The sequence below is a fragment of the Streptomyces sp. NPDC057438 genome (assembly GCF_042802995.1).
In the GTDB taxonomy this organism is placed as follows: Bacteria; Actinomycetota; Actinomycetes; order Streptomycetales; family Streptomycetaceae; genus Streptomyces.
Genome location: NZ_JBHVDD010000069.1, coordinates 29,350 through 49,857 on the forward strand (window position 1 = coordinate 29,350; position 20,508 = coordinate 49,857).

At 70.3% G+C, this 20,508-nt stretch carries 13 protein-coding genes and 3 pseudogenes; 10 read left to right on the forward strand and 6 right to left on the reverse strand.

The features are described from left to right. Positions 1-10: 10 nt before the first annotated feature. Positions 11-2,524: a DEAD/DEAH box helicase gene (locus ACFU5F_RS30040; protein WP_383893857.1), complete on the reverse strand. Its 2,514-nt coding sequence runs from the start codon at positions 2,522-2,524 to the stop codon at positions 11-13. 166 nt (positions 2,525-2,690) lie between these two features. Between ACFU5F_RS30040 and ACFU5F_RS30045 the strand changes: the two genes are divergently transcribed. After that, on the forward strand, positions 2,691-3,485 hold the full coding sequence (locus tag ACFU5F_RS30045; RefSeq protein WP_383893860.1) for a metal-dependent hydrolase: 795 nt from the start codon (positions 2,691-2,693) through the stop codon (positions 3,483-3,485). Between the two features lie 38 nt (positions 3,486-3,523). Here the strand turns inward: ACFU5F_RS30045 and ACFU5F_RS30050 are convergent, their stop codons facing one another. The 3 genes from ACFU5F_RS30050 to ACFU5F_RS30060 form a co-directional block, all read right to left on the reverse strand. Beyond that, positions 3,524-3,994: a DUF5709 domain-containing protein gene (locus tag ACFU5F_RS30050; RefSeq protein WP_383893863.1), complete on the reverse strand. Its 471-nt coding sequence runs from the start codon at positions 3,992-3,994 to the stop codon at positions 3,524-3,526. Positions 3,995-4,366: 372 nt separating this feature from the next. Beyond that, the gene (locus tag ACFU5F_RS30055) at positions 4,367-6,148 is read right to left on the reverse strand and encodes an ABC transporter ATP-binding protein (protein WP_383893866.1); all 1,782 of its coding nucleotides are present in this window, start codon (positions 6,146-6,148) and stop codon (positions 4,367-4,369) included. Beyond that, on the reverse strand, positions 6,145-8,013 hold the full coding sequence (locus ACFU5F_RS30060) for an ABC transporter transmembrane domain-containing protein (RefSeq protein ID WP_383893869.1): 1,869 nt from the start codon (positions 8,011-8,013) through the stop codon (positions 6,145-6,147). The genes ACFU5F_RS30055 and ACFU5F_RS30060 overlap by 4 nt, the downstream gene beginning before the upstream one ends. Positions 8,014-8,458: 445 nt before the next feature. On the opposite strand from ACFU5F_RS30060, the gene ACFU5F_RS30065 reads away from it, so the two are divergent. The 3 genes and pseudogenes from ACFU5F_RS30065 to ACFU5F_RS30075 all read left to right on the forward strand — a co-directional run bounded on the left by ACFU5F_RS30065 (position 8,459) and on the right by ACFU5F_RS30075 (position 11,348). Next, a complete protein-coding gene (locus ACFU5F_RS30065) occupies positions 8,459-9,151 on the forward strand; it encodes a hypothetical protein (protein ID WP_383893911.1) in 693 nt (230 codons plus the stop codon). Positions 9,152-9,410: 259 nt separating this feature from the next. After that, positions 9,411-9,722 (forward strand): annotated as a pseudogene (locus tag ACFU5F_RS30070) (peptide-N4-asparagine amidase); the annotation flags it as partial. A 144-nt stretch (positions 9,723-9,866) separates the two neighbouring features. Further along, positions 9,867-11,348 (forward strand): cation:dicarboxylate symporter family transporter, encoded by a 1,482-nt coding sequence (locus ACFU5F_RS30075; RefSeq protein WP_383893872.1) that lies wholly within the window; start codon positions 9,867-9,869, stop codon positions 11,346-11,348. A gap of 154 nt (positions 11,349-11,502) precedes the next feature. On the opposite strand, the gene ACFU5F_RS30080 is transcribed toward ACFU5F_RS30075, so the two are convergent. Then, positions 11,503-11,958, reverse strand: a complete 456-nt coding sequence (locus ACFU5F_RS30080) for a MarR family winged helix-turn-helix transcriptional regulator (protein ID WP_383893874.1) — start codon at positions 11,956-11,958, stop codon at positions 11,503-11,505. 112 nt (positions 11,959-12,070) lie between these two features. On the opposite strand from ACFU5F_RS30080, the gene ACFU5F_RS30085 reads away from it, so the two are divergent. Together ACFU5F_RS30085 and mltG are read left to right on the forward strand one after the other, a co-directional pair. Then, the gene (locus tag ACFU5F_RS30085; RefSeq protein WP_383893877.1) at positions 12,071-14,077 is read left to right on the forward strand and encodes an ABC transporter ATP-binding protein; all 2,007 of its coding nucleotides are present in this window, start codon (positions 12,071-12,073) and stop codon (positions 14,075-14,077) included. A 53-nt stretch (positions 14,078-14,130) separates the two neighbouring features. Beyond that, on the forward strand, positions 14,131-15,012 hold the full coding sequence (mltG, locus tag ACFU5F_RS30090; protein ID WP_383893880.1) for an endolytic transglycosylase MltG: 882 nt from the start codon (positions 14,131-14,133) through the stop codon (positions 15,010-15,012). Between the two features lie 24 nt (positions 15,013-15,036). Here mltG and ACFU5F_RS30095 read toward each other — a convergent pair. Further along, positions 15,037-16,115, reverse strand: a pseudogene (locus tag ACFU5F_RS30095) (NAD(P)-binding domain-containing protein). A gap of 122 nt (positions 16,116-16,237) precedes the next feature. Here ACFU5F_RS30095 and ACFU5F_RS30100 point away from each other — a divergent pair. From ACFU5F_RS30100 to ACFU5F_RS30115, 4 genes and pseudogenes are all read left to right on the forward strand, one after another. After that, the gene (locus ACFU5F_RS30100) at positions 16,238-16,660 is read left to right on the forward strand and encodes a secondary thiamine-phosphate synthase enzyme YjbQ (protein ID WP_383893883.1); all 423 of its coding nucleotides are present in this window, start codon (positions 16,238-16,240) and stop codon (positions 16,658-16,660) included. Positions 16,661-16,990: 330 nt separating this feature from the next. Then, positions 16,991-17,445, forward strand: a pseudogene (locus ACFU5F_RS30105) (carbohydrate ABC transporter permease); the annotation flags it as partial. A 504-nt stretch (positions 17,446-17,949) separates the two neighbouring features. Then, on the forward strand, positions 17,950-18,948 hold the full coding sequence (locus tag ACFU5F_RS30110) for an arabinan endo-1,5-alpha-L-arabinosidase (RefSeq protein WP_383893887.1): 999 nt from the start codon (positions 17,950-17,952) through the stop codon (positions 18,946-18,948). Then, positions 18,930-20,363 carry a family 43 glycosylhydrolase gene (locus ACFU5F_RS30115; RefSeq protein ID WP_383893890.1) on the forward strand — a complete coding sequence of 478 codons (1,434 nt, stop codon included), beginning with the start codon at positions 18,930-18,932 and terminating at the stop codon, positions 20,361-20,363. The genes ACFU5F_RS30110 and ACFU5F_RS30115 overlap by 19 nt, the downstream gene beginning before the upstream one ends. The last annotated feature ends 145 nt before the right edge of the window (positions 20,364-20,508 follow it).

Here is a 20,508-nt window from a genome sequence, read left to right on the forward strand (position 1 = left end):
TCTCCTGTGCTCACAGCTGACCGACGTCGGTGACCTTGACGACGGCGCGACCCTCGGCATCGGAGGCCGCGAGGTCGACCTCCGCGCTGATGCCCCAGTCATGATCGCCGTTCGGGTCGGCGAAGGTCTGCCGGACGCGCCACAGCCCGTTCTGCGGCTCCTCCTCGATCATCAACAACCGGGGGCCACGGGCGTCGGGACCTGTGCCGAGCTCCTCGTACTCGTCCCAGTACCTGTCCATCGCCTCGCCCCACCGCTCGGCGTCCCAGCCGGACTCGGCGTCCATCTCGCCCAGTTCGCCCACCTGGTCGAGGGCGGCGAGTTCGACACGACGGAACAGCGCGTTGCGGACGAGGACACGGAAGGCGCGAGCATTGGCGGTGACCGGCTTGACCTGGTCGGCCTTCTCCTGGGCCTCCTCGGCCGTCATCTCCTCGGGGTTGGCGAGCTTCTCCCACTCGTCGAGGAGGCTGGAGTCGACCTGACGCACCATCTCACCGAGCCAGGCGATCAGGTCCTCCAGGTCGTCCGACTTCAGATCGTCGGGGACGGTGTGGTCGAGGGCCTTGTAGGCGCCGGCGAGGTAGCGCAGCACGATGCCCTCGGTGCGGGCCAGCTCGTAGTGGGACACCAACTCCGTGAAGGACATGGCGCGTTCGTACATGTCCCGGATCACCGACTTGGGCGACAGCGGATGATCGCCGACCCAGGGGTGGCTCTTGCGGTAGGTGTTGTACGCGTGGAAGAGCAGCTCCTCCAGCGGCTTGGGGTAGCTGACGTCCTGGAGCCGCTCCATGCGCTCCTCGTACTCGACCCCGTCCGCCTTCATCGCGGCCACGGCCTCACCGCGTGCCTTGTTCTGCTGGGCGGCGAGGATCTGCCGGGGGTCGTCCAGCGTCGACTCCACGACGGAGACCATGTCGAGGGCGTACGACGGCGATTCCGGGTCCAGCAGCTCGAACGCGGCCAGCGCGAAGGTGGACAGCGGCTGGTTGAGCGCGAAGTCCTGCTGGAGATCGACCGTCAGCCGGACGATGCGGCCCTCGGCGTCCGGCTCGTCGAGCTTCTCGACGATGCCGCCGTCCAGGAGCGAGCGGTAGATCGCGATCGCGCGGCGGATGTGCCGCAGCTGCTGCTTGCGCGGCTCGTGGTTGTCCTCCAGCAGATGCCGCATCGCGTCGAAGGCGTTGCCCGGCCGGGCGATCACCGACAGCAGCATGGTGTGGGTGACCCGGAAGCGGGAGGTGAGCGGTTCCGGGTCCGAGGCGATGAGCTTCTCGAAGGTGCTGTCCGACCAGGCGACGAAGCCCTCGGGAGCCTTCTTGCGGACCACCTTGCGGCGCTTCTTCGGGTCGTCGCCGGCCTTGGCGAGCGCCTTCTCGTTCTCGATGACGTGCTCGGGTGCCTGCCCCACCACGTAGCCCGCCGTGTCGAAGCCGGCCCGCCCGGCGCGGCCCGCGATCTGGTGGAACTCCCGGGCCCGCAGCGTCCGCACCCGGTTGCCGTCGTACTTGGTGAGCGCGGTGAACAGCACGGTGCGAATGGGCACGTTGACACCGACGCCGAGTGTGTCCGTACCGCAGATGACCTTCAGCAGACCGGCCTGTGCCAGCTTCTCCACCAGCCGCCGGTACTTGGGCAGCATGCCGGCGTGGTGCACGCCGATTCCGTGCCGCACGTAACGGGAGAGGTTGCGGCCGAACTTGGTGGTGAAGCGGAAGCTGCCGATCAGTTCGGCGATTCGGTCCTTCTCCTCTCGCGTGCACATGTTGATGCTCATCAGCGCCTGTGCGCGCTCCACGGCCTGTGCCTGGGTGAAGTGCACGATGTAGACGGGAGCCTGCTTGGTGGCGAGCAGCTCCGTGAGCGTCTCCGTCAGCGGTGTCAGGACGTACTCGTAGGACAGGGGTACCGGACGGGTCGCCGAGCGGACCACCGAGGTGGGGCGGCCGGTGCGCCGGGTCAGGTCCTTCTCGAACATCGAGACGTCGCCGAGCGTCGCCGACATCAGGATGAACTGGGCCTGCGGCAGCTCCAGGATCGGGATCTGCCACGCCCAGCCGCGGTCGGCCTCCGCGTAGAAGTGGAACTCGTCCATCACGACCTGACCGACGTCGGCGTGCTTGCCGTCGCGCAGGGCGATGGACGCGAGCACCTCGGCGGTACAGCAGATGACGGGGGCGTCGGCGTTCACGGAGGCGTCGCCGGTGAGCATGCCGACGTTCTCGGTGCCGAAGATCTTGCACAGCTCGAAGAACTTCTCCGAGACGAGAGCCTTGATCGGGGCCGTGTAGAAGGTGACCTCGTCCCGGGCGAGGGCCGCGAAGTGCGCGCCCGCCGCGATCATGCTCTTGCCCGAGCCGGTGGGCGTCGACACGATCACGTTCGCGCCGGAGACCACCTCGATGAGCGCCTCCTCCTGATGCGGGTAGAGGGTGAGACCGCGTTCCAGGGCCCACGCCTCGAAGGCTTCGTAGAGGGCGTCGGGGTCGGCGGTCCGCGGCAGCTGATCGATGAGGGTCACGACCCCATCTTGCCTGCCCGCACGGCGGATGGGGGAATCGGATGCCGGACCGAAGATCGTGAACGCTACGCTGTGGCGCCGACGGAACATCAGCGCACCTGGACAACTGGACAGCGGCACAACGCGCCTGGACAGCGGCACGAACGGAATGGGACGGGGCACGGCCATGATGGGACCAGCACACTCACTGTCGGGAGCCGCGGCCTGGCTCGGCGTCGGGGCCGCGGCGGCCGCCACCGGGCACACCATGCCCTGGCCGGTTCTCCTGGCCGGTGCGCTGATCTGCGCGGGTGCCGCACTCGCCCCGGACCTGGACCACAAGGCGGCCACGATCTCCCGCTCCTTCGGCCCGCTGTCCCGCTGGGTGTGCGAGATCGTCGACAAGCTCTCCTACGCCGTCTACAAGGCGACGAGGAAGCAGGGCGACCCGCGCCGCTCCGGCGGGCACCGCACGCTCACGCACACCTGGCTGTGGGCCGTCCTTCTCGGAGCCGGCGCCTCCGGCCTCGCCATCACGGGCGGACGCTGGGCGGTGCTGGCCATCCTGTTCGTGCACATGGTGCTGGCCATCGAGGGCCTGCTGTGGCGGGCGGCGCGGGGTTCGAGCAGCGATGTCCTGGTGTGGCTGCTGGCCGCGACCAGTGCCTGGATCATCGCGGGCGTCCTGGACAAGCCGGGCAACGGGGCGGACTGGCTGTTCACCCAGCCGGGTCAGGAGTATCTGTGGCTCGGGCTGCCGATCGTGCTCGGCGCGCTGGTACACGACATCGGGGACTCGCTGACCGTGTCGGGCTGCCCGGTCCTGTGGCCCATACCGATCGGGCGCAAGCGCTGGTACCCCCTGGGCCCGCCGAAGGCCATGCGGTTCCGGGCCGGCAGCTGGGTGGAGCTGCGGGTGCTGATGCCGGTGTTCATGGTGCTCGGCGGCGTGGGCGCGGCGGCGGCACTGAACGTGATCTGAGGCGCCGACCGGCCCGGGCCGAGCCGTCGCGGGCCCGGTCAGCCGGACAGGGAGTCCTCGTCCACGATGTGCATCGCCGCTTCCTCGGCGGAGGCGGCTGCCCCATCGATGCCCACGTCGCTGGCGATCAGTCCGCTCTCCTCGTCCTCGTGCGCGCCCTCGTCGGGAGCGACGAGACGACCGGAGCGCAGCGCGCCCACCTCGTTGTCCAGGGGCTCGCCGTCGGTGTCCTGGGAGTCGCCGATACCGTCACCGTCGGGGTAGGAGATGTCCGGGAGCTCCTCGGCGAGGCGCTGTTCCAGGGTCTCGCCGCGCAGCCGCTCCGCCGCCGTCACACCGGTGTGCTCCACCGCCCACGGCCGCTCCGGTGGGGACCAGCCCCGGTCGAGCGGGTCGGGCACACCGTCGGCGAGCAGGGTGTCCTCGGCGTCCAGCAGCCCCGCGTCGTCCTGGACCTCGGATCCGTCTGGCTGGTAGACGTCGTCTCCCCAACCGCCGACTCTGTCCACGGGTACCTCCAGTGGTGGGACGGGCCCGGTGCCACCGCTCGGCGGCGGTGGGCGCGCGGACCGCTGGGCGACGGCCCGGACCCCGCGAACCGGGCGGTTCACGGGCGTCCCCCGAATCAGTGCCCACCACCAGCCTTCCACTCGCGTTCGGCAAAGCGCAACGGCAGGGGGCCGGCAGCCGCCGGACCATGGGGCCGCGGCCCCATCCCGCCCCTTTTCTCCAGGGCCCGGCGCGGGTGCCGCGGTGCCCACGGCTCCGCGACCGCCCACGGTGCGGGCCCGGGCCGGGGGCCCTTCCCGGCCGTGGGCACCGCACCCGCGCCGGGCAGGCCGGCGCGACCGTCAGCCGTGCCGGGCACGCCCCCGCGACCGTCAGCCGTGCCACGACCTCCACAGGGCGGCGTACGCGCCGTCCGCCGCGACCAGCTGGTCGTGGCTGCCCAGTTCGCTCACACGGCCGTTCTCGACGACGGCGATGACGTCGGCGTCGTGGGCGGTGTGCAGGCGGTGGGCGATGGCGACGACGGTGCGGCCGTCGAGGACACGGGCCAGGGACCGTTCCAGATGGCGGGCCGCGCGCGGGTCGAGGAGCGAGGTCGCCTCGTCCAGGACCAGCGTGTGCGGGTCGGCGAGGACCAGCCGGGCAAGCGCGATCTGCTGGGCCTGCGCGGGGGTGAGCGCGAACCCGCCGGAGCCGACCTCGGTGTCCAGCCCCTCCTCCAGCGCCCGTGCCCAGGTGTCGGCGTCGACGGCACCCAGCGCCGCCCACAGCTCGGCATCCTGAGCGCCCGTGCGGGCGAGGAGCAGGTTGTCGCGCAGCGAGCCGACGAACACGTGGTGCTCCTGGTTGACCAGTGCCACATGGGAGCGGACGTCCTCGGCGGGCATCCGGGACAGCTCGGCGCCCCCCAGGGTGACGCGGCCGTCGCGGGGGGCGTAGATCCCGGCGAGGAGCCTGCCCAGGGTCGACTTGCCCGCGCCGGACGGGCCGACGAGGGCGAGCCGGGTGCCCGGCGCGACCTCCAGGGACACCTTGCGCAGGACGTCGACGCCTTCGCGGTACCCGAAGCGCACTTGGTCGGCGTGGACATGGCGTCCGTCGGGGGTCACGGCCGGGTCACCCGCGTCCGGCTCGATGTCCCGCACACCGACCAGGCGGGCCAGCGACACCTCGGCGACCTGCAGCTCGTCGTACCAGCGGAGGATCAGGTTGAGGGGGTCCACGAGCATCTGGGCGATGAGCGCGCCGGTGGTCAGCTGGCCGAGGCCGATCCAGCCCTGCAGGACGAACACCCCGCCGACGATCAGCACCGAACCGAGAACGGTGGTGTGCGTGAGATTGATGACCGGGAAGAGCACCGACCGCAGCCACAAGGTGTACCGCTCCCAGGCGGTCCACTCCCGGATGCGCTGGTTCGACAGCTCGATGCGACGAGTGCCGAGGCGGTGGGCCTCGACCGTGCGGCCGGCGTCCACGGTCTCCGCGAGCACGGCGGCGACGGCGGCGTACCCGGCGGACTCCGAGCGGTAGGCGGAGGGGGCACGCTTGAAGTACCAGCGGCAGCCGAGCACCAGCAGCGGCAGGGCCAGCAGCACGGTGAGCGCCAGCGGGGGCGCGGTCACGGCGAGCCCGCCGAGGAGGAGGGCCACCCACACGACGCCGATCGCCAGCTGGGGCACGGCCTCGCGCATGGCGTTGGCGAGCCGGTCGATGTCGGTGGTGATGCGGGAGAGCAGGTCGCCCGTGCCGGCGCGTTCCAGGACGCCCGGCGGCAGTCCGACCGACCGGACGAGGAAGTCCTCGCGGAGGTCGGCCAGCATCCGCTCGCCGAGCATGGCCCCGCGCAGCCGGACCTCCCGTACGAAGGCGGCCTGGACGAGGAGGGCGACGACGAAGATGGTCGCGGTGAGTTCCAGGTGGAGTTCGCGGGCCCCGTCGGAGACGCGTTCCACGAGGGCGCCGAGCAGATAGGGGCCCGCCATCGAGGCGACCACGGCGATCGTGTTGACGGTGATGAGCACGACGAAGGCCCGGCGGTGCCTGCGGAACAGCTCGGCCACGTAGGCGCGTACGGTCGCGGGGGCGCCGACGGGCAGGGTGCTCGCCGTCGTCGGGGCGGCCGGGTCGTAGGCCGGGGGCGCCACGCCGATCATGCGGTCTCCTCGATTTCTTCCAGTTCGTCCAGTACGTCGCTGAGGGCGGTCCTGCGGTCCGCCGACCGACCCGCGAAGGCGGCTCCGGCGGCGCGCACGGTCTTCTCCTCGGGTCTGCCGGCCGAGGCGGTCTCCTCGTCGGTCTCGCGCGTGACGACGACCCGGTACCGGGGTTCGTCGCGCACGAGGTCGCGGTGCCGGCCGACCGCCGCGACCTTGCCCTCGTGCACGAGGACGACACGTTCGGCGAGGTCGAGGAGAAGGGGCGAGGAGGTGAACACGACCGTCGTGCTCCCCGCCCGCAGCGAGCGGATGCCGTCGGCGACCCGGGCCTCGGTGTGCGAGTCGACGGCGGAGGTCGGTTCGTCCAGGACCAGCACGCCCGGGTCCGTGATCAGGGACCGGGCCAGTGCGAGGCGCTGGCGCTGGCCGCCGGACAGGGACCGGCCACGCTCGGTGATCCGCGCGTCCATCGCGTCCTCGGCGTCGAGCGACCCCTGGATCAGGGCCTCCAGCACGTCACCGCACTGGGCGGCGGCAAGCGCCTCCTCGGCGGTGACCTCACCGGAGGCGGGGACGTCGAGGAGTTCGCGCAGCGTGCCGGAGAGCAGCACCGGGTCCTTGTCCTGGACGAGAACGGCGGTACGGGCGGAGTCGAGGGGCAGTTCGTCGAGCGGTACGCCGTCGAGCAACACGGAGGTGCCTTCCTCGGCGGCGTGGCCGCCCAGCCGTTCCGCCAGCCGCCCGGCCGCGTCCGGGTCGCCGCACACCACCGCGGTGAGACAGCCGGCGGGCGCGAGCAGCCCGGTCGACGGGTCGTACAGGTCACCGGTGGAGACCGCGGCCCCGCGAACCCCGTCGGTGTCCGTGGCCCGGTCCAGCGACAGCACTCCGGCGGCCCTCTTGGCGGACGGACGGGAGAAGGAGTACGCCATTGCGATCTCCTCGAAGTGCCGGAGCGGATACGCGAGCAGCATGACCGCGCTGTACACGGTGACCAGTTCGCCGATCGTGATCCGGCCGTCGCGGGCGAGACCCACGCCGTGCCAGACGACGGCGATCATCAGCAGCCCGGGCAGCAGTACCTGCAGGCCGGAGATGAGGGCCCACATACGGGCGCTGCGCACGGCGGCGTGGCGGACCTCCTGGGAGGCCCGGCGGTAGCGGTCGAGGAAGAGGTCCTCACCGCCGATGCCACGCAGGACGCGCAGGCCCGCCACCGTGTCGGAGGCCAACTCGGTGGCGCGGCCCGCCTTCTCGCGCTGGAAGTCGGCCCGCCGGGTCGCGCGGGGCAGCAACGGCAGTACGGACAGAGCGAGGACGGGGACGCCGACGGCGACGACGATGCCGAGCGCGGGCTGGTAGACCACCAGGCCGACACAGACGAGCACCACGGTGAGGGCCGCGGCCGTGAACCGGGAGACGGCCTCGACGAACCAGCCGATCTTCTCGACGTCACCGGTCGAGACGGCGACGATCTCACCGGCGGCCACCCGCCGTGTCAGCGCCGAGCCGAGCCGGGCCGTCTTGCGGGCCAGCAACTGCTGGACGCGCGCTGCCGCGGTGATCCAGTTCGTGACGGCGGAGCGGTGCAGGAAGGTGTCGCCCAGTGCGATGGTGAACCCGCACAGCACCAGTGCCACGCCCGCGAGGGTGAGCCGGGCGCCGGAGCGGTCGACCACGGCCTGGATGGCGAAGCCGACGCAGAACGGCAGCGCGGCCACGGAGGTGAAGTGCAGTAACCCCCATGCCAGCGCTTTGAACTGACCGCCGAGTTGATTCCGTCCGAGCCACCACAAGAATCGTGGACCCGAGCGTGCGTCCGGCACGCCCGGGTCTGCGTACGGAAGGTCTTGAATCTGCATGACGTCCCAGAGGCTCGTGTCAGGGTGGGGGAGGGGTGAGGCGAAGTGGGGAGAAGGACCCGTGGGTCCGACGACCGGCCGTCAACGGGGCCGTGAGTCCGACGACCGGCCGTGAAAGGTTCGCGTCGCGGCACGGTCGGAAGCAAACGGTTTTCCGGTCCCGGGCAAAGTTTCGGCCTGGACCGCCCGGGCGAGGCCCGGCGCGCGGGTCGGTGCGGGCTTCCGTCCGGTGAGCGGTGCGACGATGGACAGCATGCGAATAGGCGGGACGATGCGGGGACGAACCGGCGGGGCGGGTGACGCGGACGCGCGGCGAGCGCACCGGGCGCACGGAGCGGACGCGCACCGGGCGTACAACGGGGACGCGCGCCGGGCGTACGACGCGGGTGTGACGAGGGGCGCGGGTCGTGTCCGGCTCGCGGTCGTGGTCTGTGGCGCCCTGGTGATGTCGCTGGCGGCATGCGGCGGTTCGGACGGCACGCAGCACGCGACCACCTCGGACGCGGGCGCCGAGAAGTCCGGCGGGACCGACCGCTCCGAGGAGCGGACCGAGGATCCCACGCGGATCCCGGACGTCGGCGACCGCCTGCAGAAGCAGATCCCCGCCGAGTCCCGCCAGGTCGTGGCGGTGTACGGGAAGGGCGTGGACGACGCCGACGCGACGGTCGTGCTGTACACCAAGAGCGGCTCGGTCTGGAAGAAGACCCGCAGCTGGGAGGGCCACAACGGTAAGAAGGGGTGGACCCCCGACCACCGGGAGGGCGACAAGCGCAGCCCCGTCGGTGTGTTCACGCTCAGCGACGCGGGTGGCGTACTCGCCGATCCCGGCGCGAAACTCCCGTACAGCCGGTCGGCGTCGTTCCAGGCACCGCACTACTGGGCCAAGTCGCACTGGCACGACTTCGACTATGTGATCGCCATCGACTACAACCGCGTCAAGGGCACCTCGCCGATCGACCCGACACGTCCTGAGGGCCAGTCGAAGGGCGGCGGCATCTGGCTGCACATGGACCACGGCAGCGGTACCTCGGCCTGCGTCAGCCTGTCCAAGTCGGGGATGGAGTACCTGTTGCGCACACTCGATCCCGCACGGCACCCGGTGATCGTCATGGGGGACAGGGCGGCGCTGAAGGCGTGAGACCAGCCGCGCCCTCGTGGCCGGAGAGGGCGTTGTGGCGGAACCCCCGCTCGCCGTGAAACGCCTGCCATGAGAAGCCGGATCTTCGTGTCCATGTCCGCCGGAGCGACCCCTGCGGAAAGCGGTGGAGCAAGGTCGTCCTGCGGCTGGACGGCAAGGTGAGGGGCCGTCGGGTCGAACGCCTCGGCCATCTGCGTTCTCCGGGCTTCGGCGACCGTCATCTCGCACGACCGGCCGTGCGCGGCCACGCTGACGGGCGGGGCCTGTCCGACGGTCGTACACGATGGACGGAACGACGACGCCCGGCACGGGCGACCGGCTGCGGACCGTGCTCACGCTCGGCGACCTGGCGACGATCACCGAGCGGTGATCCGGCCGGCGCACGGAGCGGTCCCGGCTCGACGACACCTGCACGGGGAATGCCACGGACACGGCGAACGTGCCGCGCGACCAGCGGCAGGCGGTCGGCACGACGAGCGAGCGCTATCGGACCTACGGATGGGACGGCCACCACGACCGGTCGCTGGTCCCCGTACAGGGAGTGCTGACGGAGCACCGGATGGGCTGTTGACGCCGAATGCGTGCGATGTGACGTCTGTTCGATGATTTACAGAGGCGAAACACGAGGGTCTTCCTCGCGAGCGACGATTCCCCGATAGTGATCGACGCGGAAGTGCTTTTCCGCATCACAGAAAGTTCCTTCGGAGGAGTGCCCGTGCCGCAGCCCGTACCGTCCCAGCCGCGTCGCGTCGCACGCATGCTGCGTACCTCGCTCTTCGCCCAAGTCGGAGTGGCGCTTGTGCTCGGAATCGTCGTCGGAAGGCTGTGGCCGGACACGGCCTCCACCTTTCAGCCGCTCGGCGACGGTTTCATCCGCCTCATCAAGACGGTCATCTCGCCGCTGGTGTTCTGTGTGGTCGTCGTCGGTATCGCCAAGGCCGGCAACCTCAGGGCCTTCGGGCGGATCGGGCTGAAGGCCCTGATCTGGTTCGAGGTGGCCTCGACGGCCGCACTCCTCATCGGCCTGATCGCCGCCAACGTGGTGGGCCCCGGTTCGGGCATGAACGTCGACCCCTCGAAACTCGACGCCTCGGCGGTCGACGCGAAGACCGCCGGCGGTGACCTGCCGACGACGGGCGAGTTCATCCTGAACGCGCTGCCGCAGAGCGCGATCGGCGCGTTCGCCGAGAACTCGCTGCTCCAGGTGCTCGTGCTCGCCTGCCTCGTCGGCGCCGCGCTGTTGCACCTCGGCCACACCAAGGTGCCCAAGATCCTGCCCGCCGTCGAACAGGCCCAGGAGGTCATCTTCGCGATCGTCGGCTTCGTCATGAAGCTGGCCCCCCTCGCCGTGTTCGGCGCGATGGTCCACCTCGTCGGCGAGTACGGCCTCGGCGTGATGAAGACCTACGCCAAGCTGATCGTCCTGTGCTACGCCGTCGCGCTCGTCTTCCTCGTGCTGCTGGGCGTCGCGCTGAAGCTGATGACCGGGTTGAGCCTGTGGAAGTTCGTCCGCTACACGCGGGCGGAGATGCTGCTGGCGCTGGGCACCGCCTCCAGCGAGAGCGTCATGCCGCGCATGATGCAGAAGCTGCGGCAGGCCGGCGCCCGCGACGATGCCGTGGGTCTGGTACTGCCCACCGGGTACTCCTTCAACCTCGACGGCGCCTCCATCTATCTCTCCATCGGCACGCTGTTCATCGCGCAGGCCGTGGGCGTGGACCTCAGTCTGAGCCAGCAGATCACCGTCATCCTGGTGCTGATGCTGACGAGCAAGGGCATGGCCGGCATCCCCGGTTCAGCCTTCCTCGCCCTGTCGGCCACGGCCTCCTCGCTCGGCGCCATCCCTGCCGGAGCCGTCGCGCTCCTGCTCGGTGTCGACCGCATCATGGACTCCATGCGTGTCGTCACCAACCTCCTCGGCAACTGCGTCGCCGTCTTCGCGGTGTCGAAGTGGGAGGGGGCACTGGACACCGACCGGGCGAAGAAGATGCTCGATGGGGAGATCAAGTTCGTGGAGGAGGACGACGAGCCCGCCACGGACGCGACCGCGAGCTCGCCGACCCGGCCCCTGTCCGAAGCCGCCGAGACCTCCGCCGCCTCCACCACCTCCACCGACGGAGCCGAGGCCCCCGCGAGGACAGGGGCACCCGCGCTCTCCAAGACCGAGGCGAGGGAGCCCGCGCCCGAGGTGAGCTGACCGCCCGTCCTGCGACCTCGCGCGCACCGCACCCGCCCTCGCCACCCGCCCCCACGACCCGTGCGAAGGGTTCGCGCATACGAAAGGCCCGGCGCGGCACTCCGCTCCGGGCCTTTTCGCGTGCCCGCGACTCGTCTTTCCGCGCCCCCGCAACTCAGCAGCGCCGCTCCGCCACCGGCGCCCCGTCGATCAGTGTGTCGAGCAGCCCGCCGAGTACCCCCCGCTGATCGTCGGACAGCGGGGCCAGGATCTCCGCCGCCGCCGACCGCCGTGCGTGGTGCAGTTCCCGCAGCACCGTGCGGCCGTCGTCCGTGACCTCTATCCGGATCACCCTCCGGTTGGTGGGATCCGGTACCCGGCGCACCCGGCCGCTCTCCTCCAGCGCGTCGACCAGGGTCGTCACGGCCCGGGGAACGACCTCCAGTCGCTCGGCCAGATCGGCCATGCGCGGTGGCGTGTCGTAGTGCGCCAGAGTGCGCAGCAGCCGGGACTGTGCCGGGGTGATCTCCAACCCGCTCTGCTGGAGGTGGCGCTTCTGGATGCGGTGCACACGGCGGGTGAGCCGCAGCAACTGCTCGGCGAGCGGCCCGTCGGCGTCGGGGGTGGTCATACGGGAACAATATCAGGACCATGTTCATTGTGAGTATAGGTAACAATGAGTTAGGCTCCGTGAACCGGTCCACGGCTCACTCGTCCCGCCGTCTCACCTCCCGTAGGAGCTCATGCGTCCCGACCATGAACCCACCTGGGTGCTGTCCGGCCCCGCGCCGGAACAGCCACGCCAGGTACGCCGCATCCTGAAACTCTTCCGCCCCTACCGTGGCCGGCTCGCGATCGTCGGCCTGCTCGTCGGGGCCGCCTCGCTCGCGTCGGTCGCCACGCCCTTTCTCCTCAAGGAGATACTCGACACAGCGATCCCCGAGGGCCGCACCGGTCTGTTGAGCCTGCTCGCGCTGGGCATGATTCTGAGCGCGGTCCTCACCAGCATCTTCGGCGTCCTGCAGACGCTGATCTCCACGACCGTCGGCCAGCGCGTGATGCACGATCTGCGCACGGCCGTCTACGGCCGGCTGCAGCGCATGTCGCTCGCCTTCTTCACCCGGACCCGCACCGGCGAGGTCCAGTCCCGCATCGCCAACGACATCGGCGGCATGCAGGCGACCGTCACCTCCACCGCCACCTCCCTGGTCTCCAACACCACCAGCGTGGTCGCCACCGTCGTGGCGATGGTCGCTCTGGACTGGCGGCTCACCGTGGTCACCCTGCTCCTGCTGCCGCTGTTCGTGTGGATAAGCCGCCGGGTCGGCAACGAACGCAAGAAGATCACCACCCAGCGCCAGAACCAGATGGCCGCCATGGCCGCGACGGTCACCGAGTCGCTGTCCGTCAGCGGCATCCTGCTCGGACGCACCATGGGCCGCGCCGACTCGCTCACCAAGTCCTTCGCCGAGGAGTCCGAAGGGCTCGTCGACCTGGAGGTCAGGTCCAACATGGCCGGGCGCTGGCGGATGGCCGTCATCACCGTCGTCATGTCCGCGATGCCCGCCGTCATCTACTGGAGTGCCGGTGTGGCCCTGCAACTGGGTGGCCCGTCCGTCTCGGTCGGCACGCTCGTGGCCTTCGTCTCGCTCCAGCAGAACCTGTTCCGGCCGACGGTGAGCCTGCTGTCCACCGGCGTCCAGATCCAGGCCTCGCTCGCCCTCTTCCAGCGCATCTTCGAGTACCTCGACCTGCCCATCGACATCACCGAGCCCGAGAACCCCGTCCACCTCGACCGGGTCAAGGGAGAGGTCCGTTTCGAGAACGTCGAGTTCCGCTACGACGCCGACCATGGCGATGACGGCGACGACGCCAGGCGTGCCAGGCGCGGCCGTCGCGACGACGGCAAGCGGGGTGGCAAGGGCGAGATCGGCGACGACGGCAAGCGGGGTGGCAGGGGCGAGATCGGCGACGACGGCCCGCGCGGCAGCGACGGCGAGCGCGTCGGCGAAGCCCGTCGGCGCCCGATCCTCGACGGCATCGACCTCACCGTCCCGGCCGGCGGCAGCCTCGCCGTCGTGGGGCCGACCGGTGCCGGCAAGTCCACACTCGGCGCTCTGGTGCCGAGGCTCTACGACGTCACGGGCGGTCGGGTCACCCTGGACGGGGTCGACGTGCGGGACCTCGACTTCGACACGTTGGCCCGTGGCATCGGAGTCGTCTCCCAGGAGACGTACCTCTTCCACGCCTCGGTCGCCGACAACCTGCGCTTCGCCAAGCCGGACGCCACCGACGAGGAACTGCACGCGGCGGCGCGGGCTGCCCAGATCCACGACCACATCGCGGCACTGCCCAACGGCTACGACACGGTCGTCGGAGAACGCGGACACCGCTTCTCCGGCGGTGAGAAGCAGCGCCTCGCCATCGCCCGCACCATCCTGCGCGACCCGCCGGTCCTCATTCTCGACGAGGCGACCAGTGCCCTCGACACCCGCACCGAACACGCGGTGCAGCAGGCCATCGACGCGCTCTCCGCCCATCGCACCACCGTCACCATCGCCCACCGCCTCTCCACGGTCAGGGATGCCGACCAGATCGTCGTACTGGACGCCGGCCGTGCGGTGGAGCGCGGAACCCACGAGGAGCTGATGGAGAGGGGCGGGCGGTACGCGGCGCTCGTCCGGCGCGACGCGCGGCGTACGCCGGGCCGTGAGGTGGTCGAGGTCCCGAAACTGGAGCCGACAAGATGAAGATATGCCGGGTTATGCCAGGTTTGCGGTGATATGCGGGTTACCGTGCCCGCATGCAGATGAACACTCCGCCACGGAGCACGATTCGACTGACGCGTCGGGGCCGGGCCGCCCTCATCGCGGCCGGGGCCGTCGTGGCGGCCACCGCCGTGGCGGTGCCGCTGCTGAGCGTGGAGAGCGGTGGCGGCGCGGCCGAGCGCCCCGCGTCACTGGTGATCCCGGAGGGCTGGCGCTCCGGCCAGGTCTACGAAGCCGTCGACAAGGCCCTCGCCCTGCCCGCGGGATCGACCAAGAAGTCCCTGGCCAAGGCCAAGCTGACGCTTCCGGCCGACGCCGAGGGCAATCCGGAGGGCTATCTGTTCCCGGCGACGTACCCCGTGCCGGAGAAGGCGACTCCCGAGTCCCTGCTGGCATCCATGGTCGAGACCGCGAACAAGAGGTTCAACGGGGGGCAGGTCACGGCCGGGGCCCAGCGCAACGCGATGAACGTCTACCAGGCGGTCACGATCGCGAGCATCATCCAGGCCGAGGCGGCCACCGAGGAGGACATGGGCCGGGTGGCCCGGGTCGTCTTCAACCGGCTGGAGCGCGGGATGCCGCTGCAGATGGACTCCACCATCAACTACGCACTGAACCGCTCCACGCTGGACACCAGCGTGAACGACACGAAGATCGACAGCCCGTACAACTCCTACCGGCGCATGGGCCTGCCGCCCACGCCGATCGCCAACCCGGGCGTGGCCGCGATGCGCGCGGCGGTCAACCCGACGTCGGGCGACTGGCTGTACTTCGTCACGGTCAAGCCGGGCGACACGCGGTTCACGGCGAACTACCAGGAACACCTGCGCAATGTCGCCGAGTTCAACCAGAACCGGAGGAAGCCGTCGCCGTCCGTCGCGGCGAGCACTCCGCCCGCCTCGCAGGCGGCCGGCTGAGTCCCGACGCGCCGGCTCGGGGTGTCAGACGGCGGCGACCGGCTCGCCCGCCAGGAGTCGCCTGATGTCCCGTACCGCGGCCCGGCCCGCACGGTTGGCGCCGATGGTACTGGCCGAGGGGCCGTAACCGACCAGGTGGACGCGGGGGTCGGCGATCGCGCGGGTGCCGTCGACGCGGATGCCGCCACCGGGCTCGCGCAGCCGCAACGGCGCCAGATGGTCGACGGCGGCGCGGAAGCCGGTCGCCCAGAGGATGACATCGGCGTCCACACGGCGGCCGTCGTCCCACTCCACGCCGTCGGGCGTGATCCGGTCGAACATCGGCAGCCGGTCCAGGACGCCGTCCGCGAGGCCCTGCCGGACGGCGTCGTTGAGCGGCAGACCCGTCACCGACACCACGCTCTTCGGCGGCAGGCCCCGCCGCACCCGCTCCTCCACCATGGCCACGGCCGCCCGTCCCGCGCCCTCGTCGAACGGACCCTCGCGGAAGACGGGCGGGCGCCGCGTCACCCATGTCGTCGAGGCGGCGTACGGGGCGATCTCCATCAGGTGCTGCGTGCCTGACGCGCCCCCGCCCACCACGACCACCCGCAGCCCCGCGAACCGCTCGGGGCCCGGGTACTGGGCGGTGTGCAACTGCCGCCCCCGGAAGGTCTCCTGACCGGGGTAGCGCGGCCAGAACGGCCGGTCCCAGGTGCCCGTCGCGTTGATCAGCGCCCGGGTCGACCACGTACCGGCCGAGGTCTCCACCAACAGCCGCCCACCCTCGCCCTCCCGCACGGCGCGCACGTCCACGGGACGCCGTACCCGCAGGTCGAACGCGCGCTCGTACGAGTCGAAGTACGCGCTGACGACCTCGGCGGACGGCCGCGCCGGGTCGGCTCCCGTCAGTTCCATGCCGGGCAGCGCGTGCATCCCGTGCACCTTGCCGTACGTCAGTGAAGGCCAGCGGAACTGCCAGGCGCCGCCCGGACCGGGGCGTGGTCCAGCACCACGAAGTCGCGCTCCGGCTCGAAGCCGGTCCGGCGCAGGTGATAGGCGCCGGCCAGACCTGCCTGGCCGGCGCCGATGACGACGACCTCGACCTCGCGCGTGTTGTTCACGTTTCTACGAACAGTGGCCGGGGCGCGGATCTTCCCCGCGACGGAGTGTGCTCGGGCACCTCGGGCGCCGGGGCGGACCGGTCGTTTCCGCGCCGCGCCCACGGGTGCGCGACGATGGAGGCATGTCCGACGCCTTCACCACCCGAGTCCTGAACGTCGCCTCCGGATCGCGCGAGCGGGTCGTCGACCTGACCCGCGACTGCGAGGCCTTCCTCCGCGAGGCGGCGGCCGGGCGGGACGGTCTGCTCAACGTCTTCGTCCCGCACGCCACGGCCGGCATCGCCGTCATCGAGACGGGCGCCGGCAGCGACGACGACCTCCTCGCCGCCCTCCGCACACTCCTCCCCGCCGACGACCGCTGGCAGCACCGCCACGGCAGCCCCGGCCACGGCCGCGACCACGTCCTCCCCGCCTTCGTGCCACCCCACGCCACCCTGCCGGTCATCGCCGGGAGGCTGGAACTGGGGACATGGCAGTCGGTGTGCCTGGTGGACACGAACAGGGACAATCCCGACCGTCAGGTCCGCTTGAGTTTCCTCGGCTAGGTGGCCGCTCTGCCGAGCCTGTGGAGGCGAAGTCCGGCCGCGCCGGTGGGGCGAGGAGCGAGGGCGGGATACCGTTCGTTTTTGACCCGGCGTGCCGGGGCAGGTCACGGCTCATGAACGCTGGGCCACCGCCGGACCCGCCCGCCACGCCATCTCACGCGGATACTCATACATGGCCTCCAGGTCGCTGGCATCGTCGGCCCGCGAGGGGCGACCGCCACTGGTCGGCCGGTGGCGGCGTCCCCCAGTTCTGGGATGCTGCGATTTTCGGCCACCCGGGCGGACGGCCGCCACCGGCCCGCTGTGTGGATGTCTGCGTGAACCGTCGACCTGTTCGCGGAGATGGTGCAACTGGGGCTGGTCGACACCTACTGGGGTGTGATCCTGCCCCAAGTAGCCGTCCCGGCCGTGGTGTTCATTTTGGTCAAGTATTTCGACGGTGTCTCCCGCGAACTGGGGAAGCGGCCTTCGTCGACGGCGCCGGCCGCTGGCGCGTCTTCTGGACGATCGTGATGCCCCTGTCCCGTCCGGTCCTGGCGGCGGTTGGCATCTTCACGTTCATCTCGACCTGGAACAACTTCCTCTGGCCGTTCCTCGTGACCACGGATCCGGGCGGCATGACGCTTCCTGTGGGTCTGGTCAACGTCCAGACGTCCTATGGCCTCCGCTACGAGCAGATGATGGCGTCGGTCGTCATGGCCGGCCTGCCACTTCTGATCGTCTTCGCGCTGTTCCAGCGGCAGATTGTGAAGGGGGTGGCGCATACGGGGCTGGCAGGGCAGTGAGGGGCGGTCTGCTGGAGCGTGATGTGCCCGGTGATCGGAACTCCGGAGGCGTTCACGTGACGCACGGTGGAGCAGTGAGGCGGAGCGACGTGCCCCGCCGAACGGGCCGGGACCTGAACGGGCTTGCCGGGGCACTGGGGGTACGTGCCGGACGGCGAGGTCGTGCACGGGGTGCAGGTGTCATCCTCCCGGTGCGGCGGAGGGCCGTGGGGCCGCTGCGCCGCCCGGCTGCGAGAGCAGGTCGGTGCCTGGGAGGAGCGGCTTCACCCGGGAGGTGTCGAGTGACCCGCGCGACGGGGTGAGTTGTCGCACGCGATTCGATGACCGTGGGAGGGGAGTTGCTGCGCGAACGCTTGACGCGCAAGGGGTTCGATTCTACCTTCCGGTTCGAAGGTGTGACCGTTGTTCACCCTGTCGAACATGCAGGCCGAGTGCACTCAGCGCTCAGAGCATGCCGAACCGTCCTACGGGCCGTTTCTCTCCCCCCACGCAAGGAGGATCCGCGTGAGCCTCACCTCCCGCACAGGCACTCGCAGAACCACCCGCAGAACCGCTCTCCTGGCCGTCCCCGCGGCGATCCTGCTCGCACTCGTCCCGAGCTCGGCGTCCGCGTACCCGAACCCGGGCACCGTCACCGGCGCGACAGTGGTCCACGACCCGACGATGATCCGCACATCGTCGGGTCAGTACCTGCTGTACGCCACCGGCGGCGGCATCAGCAACCGCGCGTCCGCCGACCGCATCGCGTTCAGCGGCGGCGCGGACGCCTTCTCCAGCAGGCCGGGCTGGTGGCGCACCTACTCCTCCGTGCCGGAGGCCTGGGCGCCCGACATCTCGTTCCACGGCGGCAAGTACCTGATGTACTACTCCGTCTCGACCTTCCGGTCACAGAACTCGGCCATCGGGCTGGCGACGTCGACGACCGGCCGGCCGGGCAGTTGGACCGACCAGGGCATCGTCTACACGTCGAGGTCGTCGAACGACTACAACGCCATCGACCCGAACCTCTTCGTGGACGACGACGGCAAGTGGTGGCTGTCCTTCGGCAGTTTCTGGACCGGGATCAAGATGATCCAGATCAACCCGTCGACCGGGAAGCAGCTCTCGTCCAACGTCACCCGCTACTCGCTCGCCTCCGGCCCCACCAGCACCGGGGCCGTCGAGGCCCCGTACATCGTGAAACGCAACGGCTACTACTACCTGTTCGCCTCGTACGACACCTGTTGCGCCGGCGTCAACTCCACGTACAAGGTCAAGGTCGGCCGGGCCACCAGCATCACCGGCCCGTACCGCGACAAGAACGGCGTCGCCATGATGAACAACGGTGGTACGCCCGTACTGGAGTCGCACGGCCGGTACATCGGCCCCGGCGGACAGTCGATCATGAAGGACGGGGACAGTGATCTGATCGTCTACCACTACTACGACGGCCAGGCCAACGGCACTCCGAAGCTCGGCATCAACCTCCTGAACTGGAGCAGCGGATGGCCCGTCGCCTACTGACCCTGCTGGCGGCCCTCCTGCTCGCGCTTTCCTTGGGCCAGCCCTCGGCGAGCGCCGCCTCCTTCGCCAACCCGGTCAAGGCCCAGAAGGGCGCCGACCCCTGGATCTCCTACCACAACGGCAACTACTACCTGGTGACGACGAGTTGGACCGACGCCATCACCATCCGCAAGGCGCCGACACTCGCCGGCCTCTCGACCGCGCCGAGCGTCCAGGTGTGGACGGGTGACGCGGCCTCGCGCTGCTGCAACATCTGGGCTCCGGAACTGCACTTCCTGAACGGACGCTGGTACCTGTACTACGTCGCGGGCCAGAACGTCTCCGACTACAACCCCACCCAGCGCTCCCACGTCCTGGAGAGCGCCGGCTCGGATCCGATGGGCCCGTACACCTACAAGAACCAGCTCAACAGTGCGTGGATGCTCGACCCGAGCGTGGCGACCATCAACGGAAGCCTGTACCTGTTCGGCAGCACGAACGGTGGCACACAGAACCTCGTGGCCGCGCGGATGTCCAACCCGTACACGGTCAGCGGCTCCTTCTCGACGATCTCCACGCCCACGCACGCCTGGGAGCGCTCGGGAGGCACGGTCAACGAGGGCCCGGAGATACTCCAGCGGGGCGGCCGGACCTTCCTCGTCTACTCGGCGAGCGGTTGCTGGACGCCCGACTACAAGCTCGGCCAGCTGGAGTTGACCGGCTCCAACCCCCTGGCCTCCTCCTCCTGGACGAAGAAGTCCACGCCGGTCTTCCAGCGCAACGACGCGAACGGTGTCTACGGGCCGGGCCACCACGGCTTCTTCAACTCGCCCGACGGCACCGAGAGCTGGATCGTCTATCACGCCAACGACAGTGCGAGCGACGGCTGTGACAACGGCCGCACCGCGCGGGCACAGAAGTTCACCTGGAACTCGGACGGTACGCCGAACCTCGGTACGCCGGTGCGGCTCGGCGCCTCGTCGGCCGGGCCCTCGGGGGAGCCGTCGTCCGCCTCGACGACGTACACGGTCGTCAACCGGGGCAGCGGCAAGTGCCTTGACGTGGCCGGGAGTTCGAGCGCCGACGGGGCCAATGTGCGGCAGTGGACGTGTGGCGGCGGCAACAACCAGCGCTGGCGCCTCGAGGACCTGGGCGATGACACCCATCGCCTGGTCAACGTCGCCAGCGGCAAGGTGCTGGACACGGAGAACTGCTCCTCGGCCGACGGCGCGGACCTGCGCCAGTGGTCCTGGCTGAACAACACCTGCCAGCGGTTCCGGTTCCTCGCCACGAGTGGCGGATATGTACGGATCGTCAATCAGGCCACCAGCAAGGTCGCCGATGTCGCCGACTGCTCCACGGCCGATGGAGCCGACGTACGACAGTGGTCGTGGCAGAACAACAACTGCCAGCAATGGCAGCTCAAGCCCGCCTGAGCGAGCCCCCACGGCGTAAGCCGCGACCGGGAGGATACGAGACGCGCCGGCAGAAGTCCTCTGCGACGTGGCCCGGTTTTCCCGGCAGGCCCAGGCCTCGTCGCGGGAAGGCGAGGCCTGGGCTGGTCAGAAAGACTGGACGCGA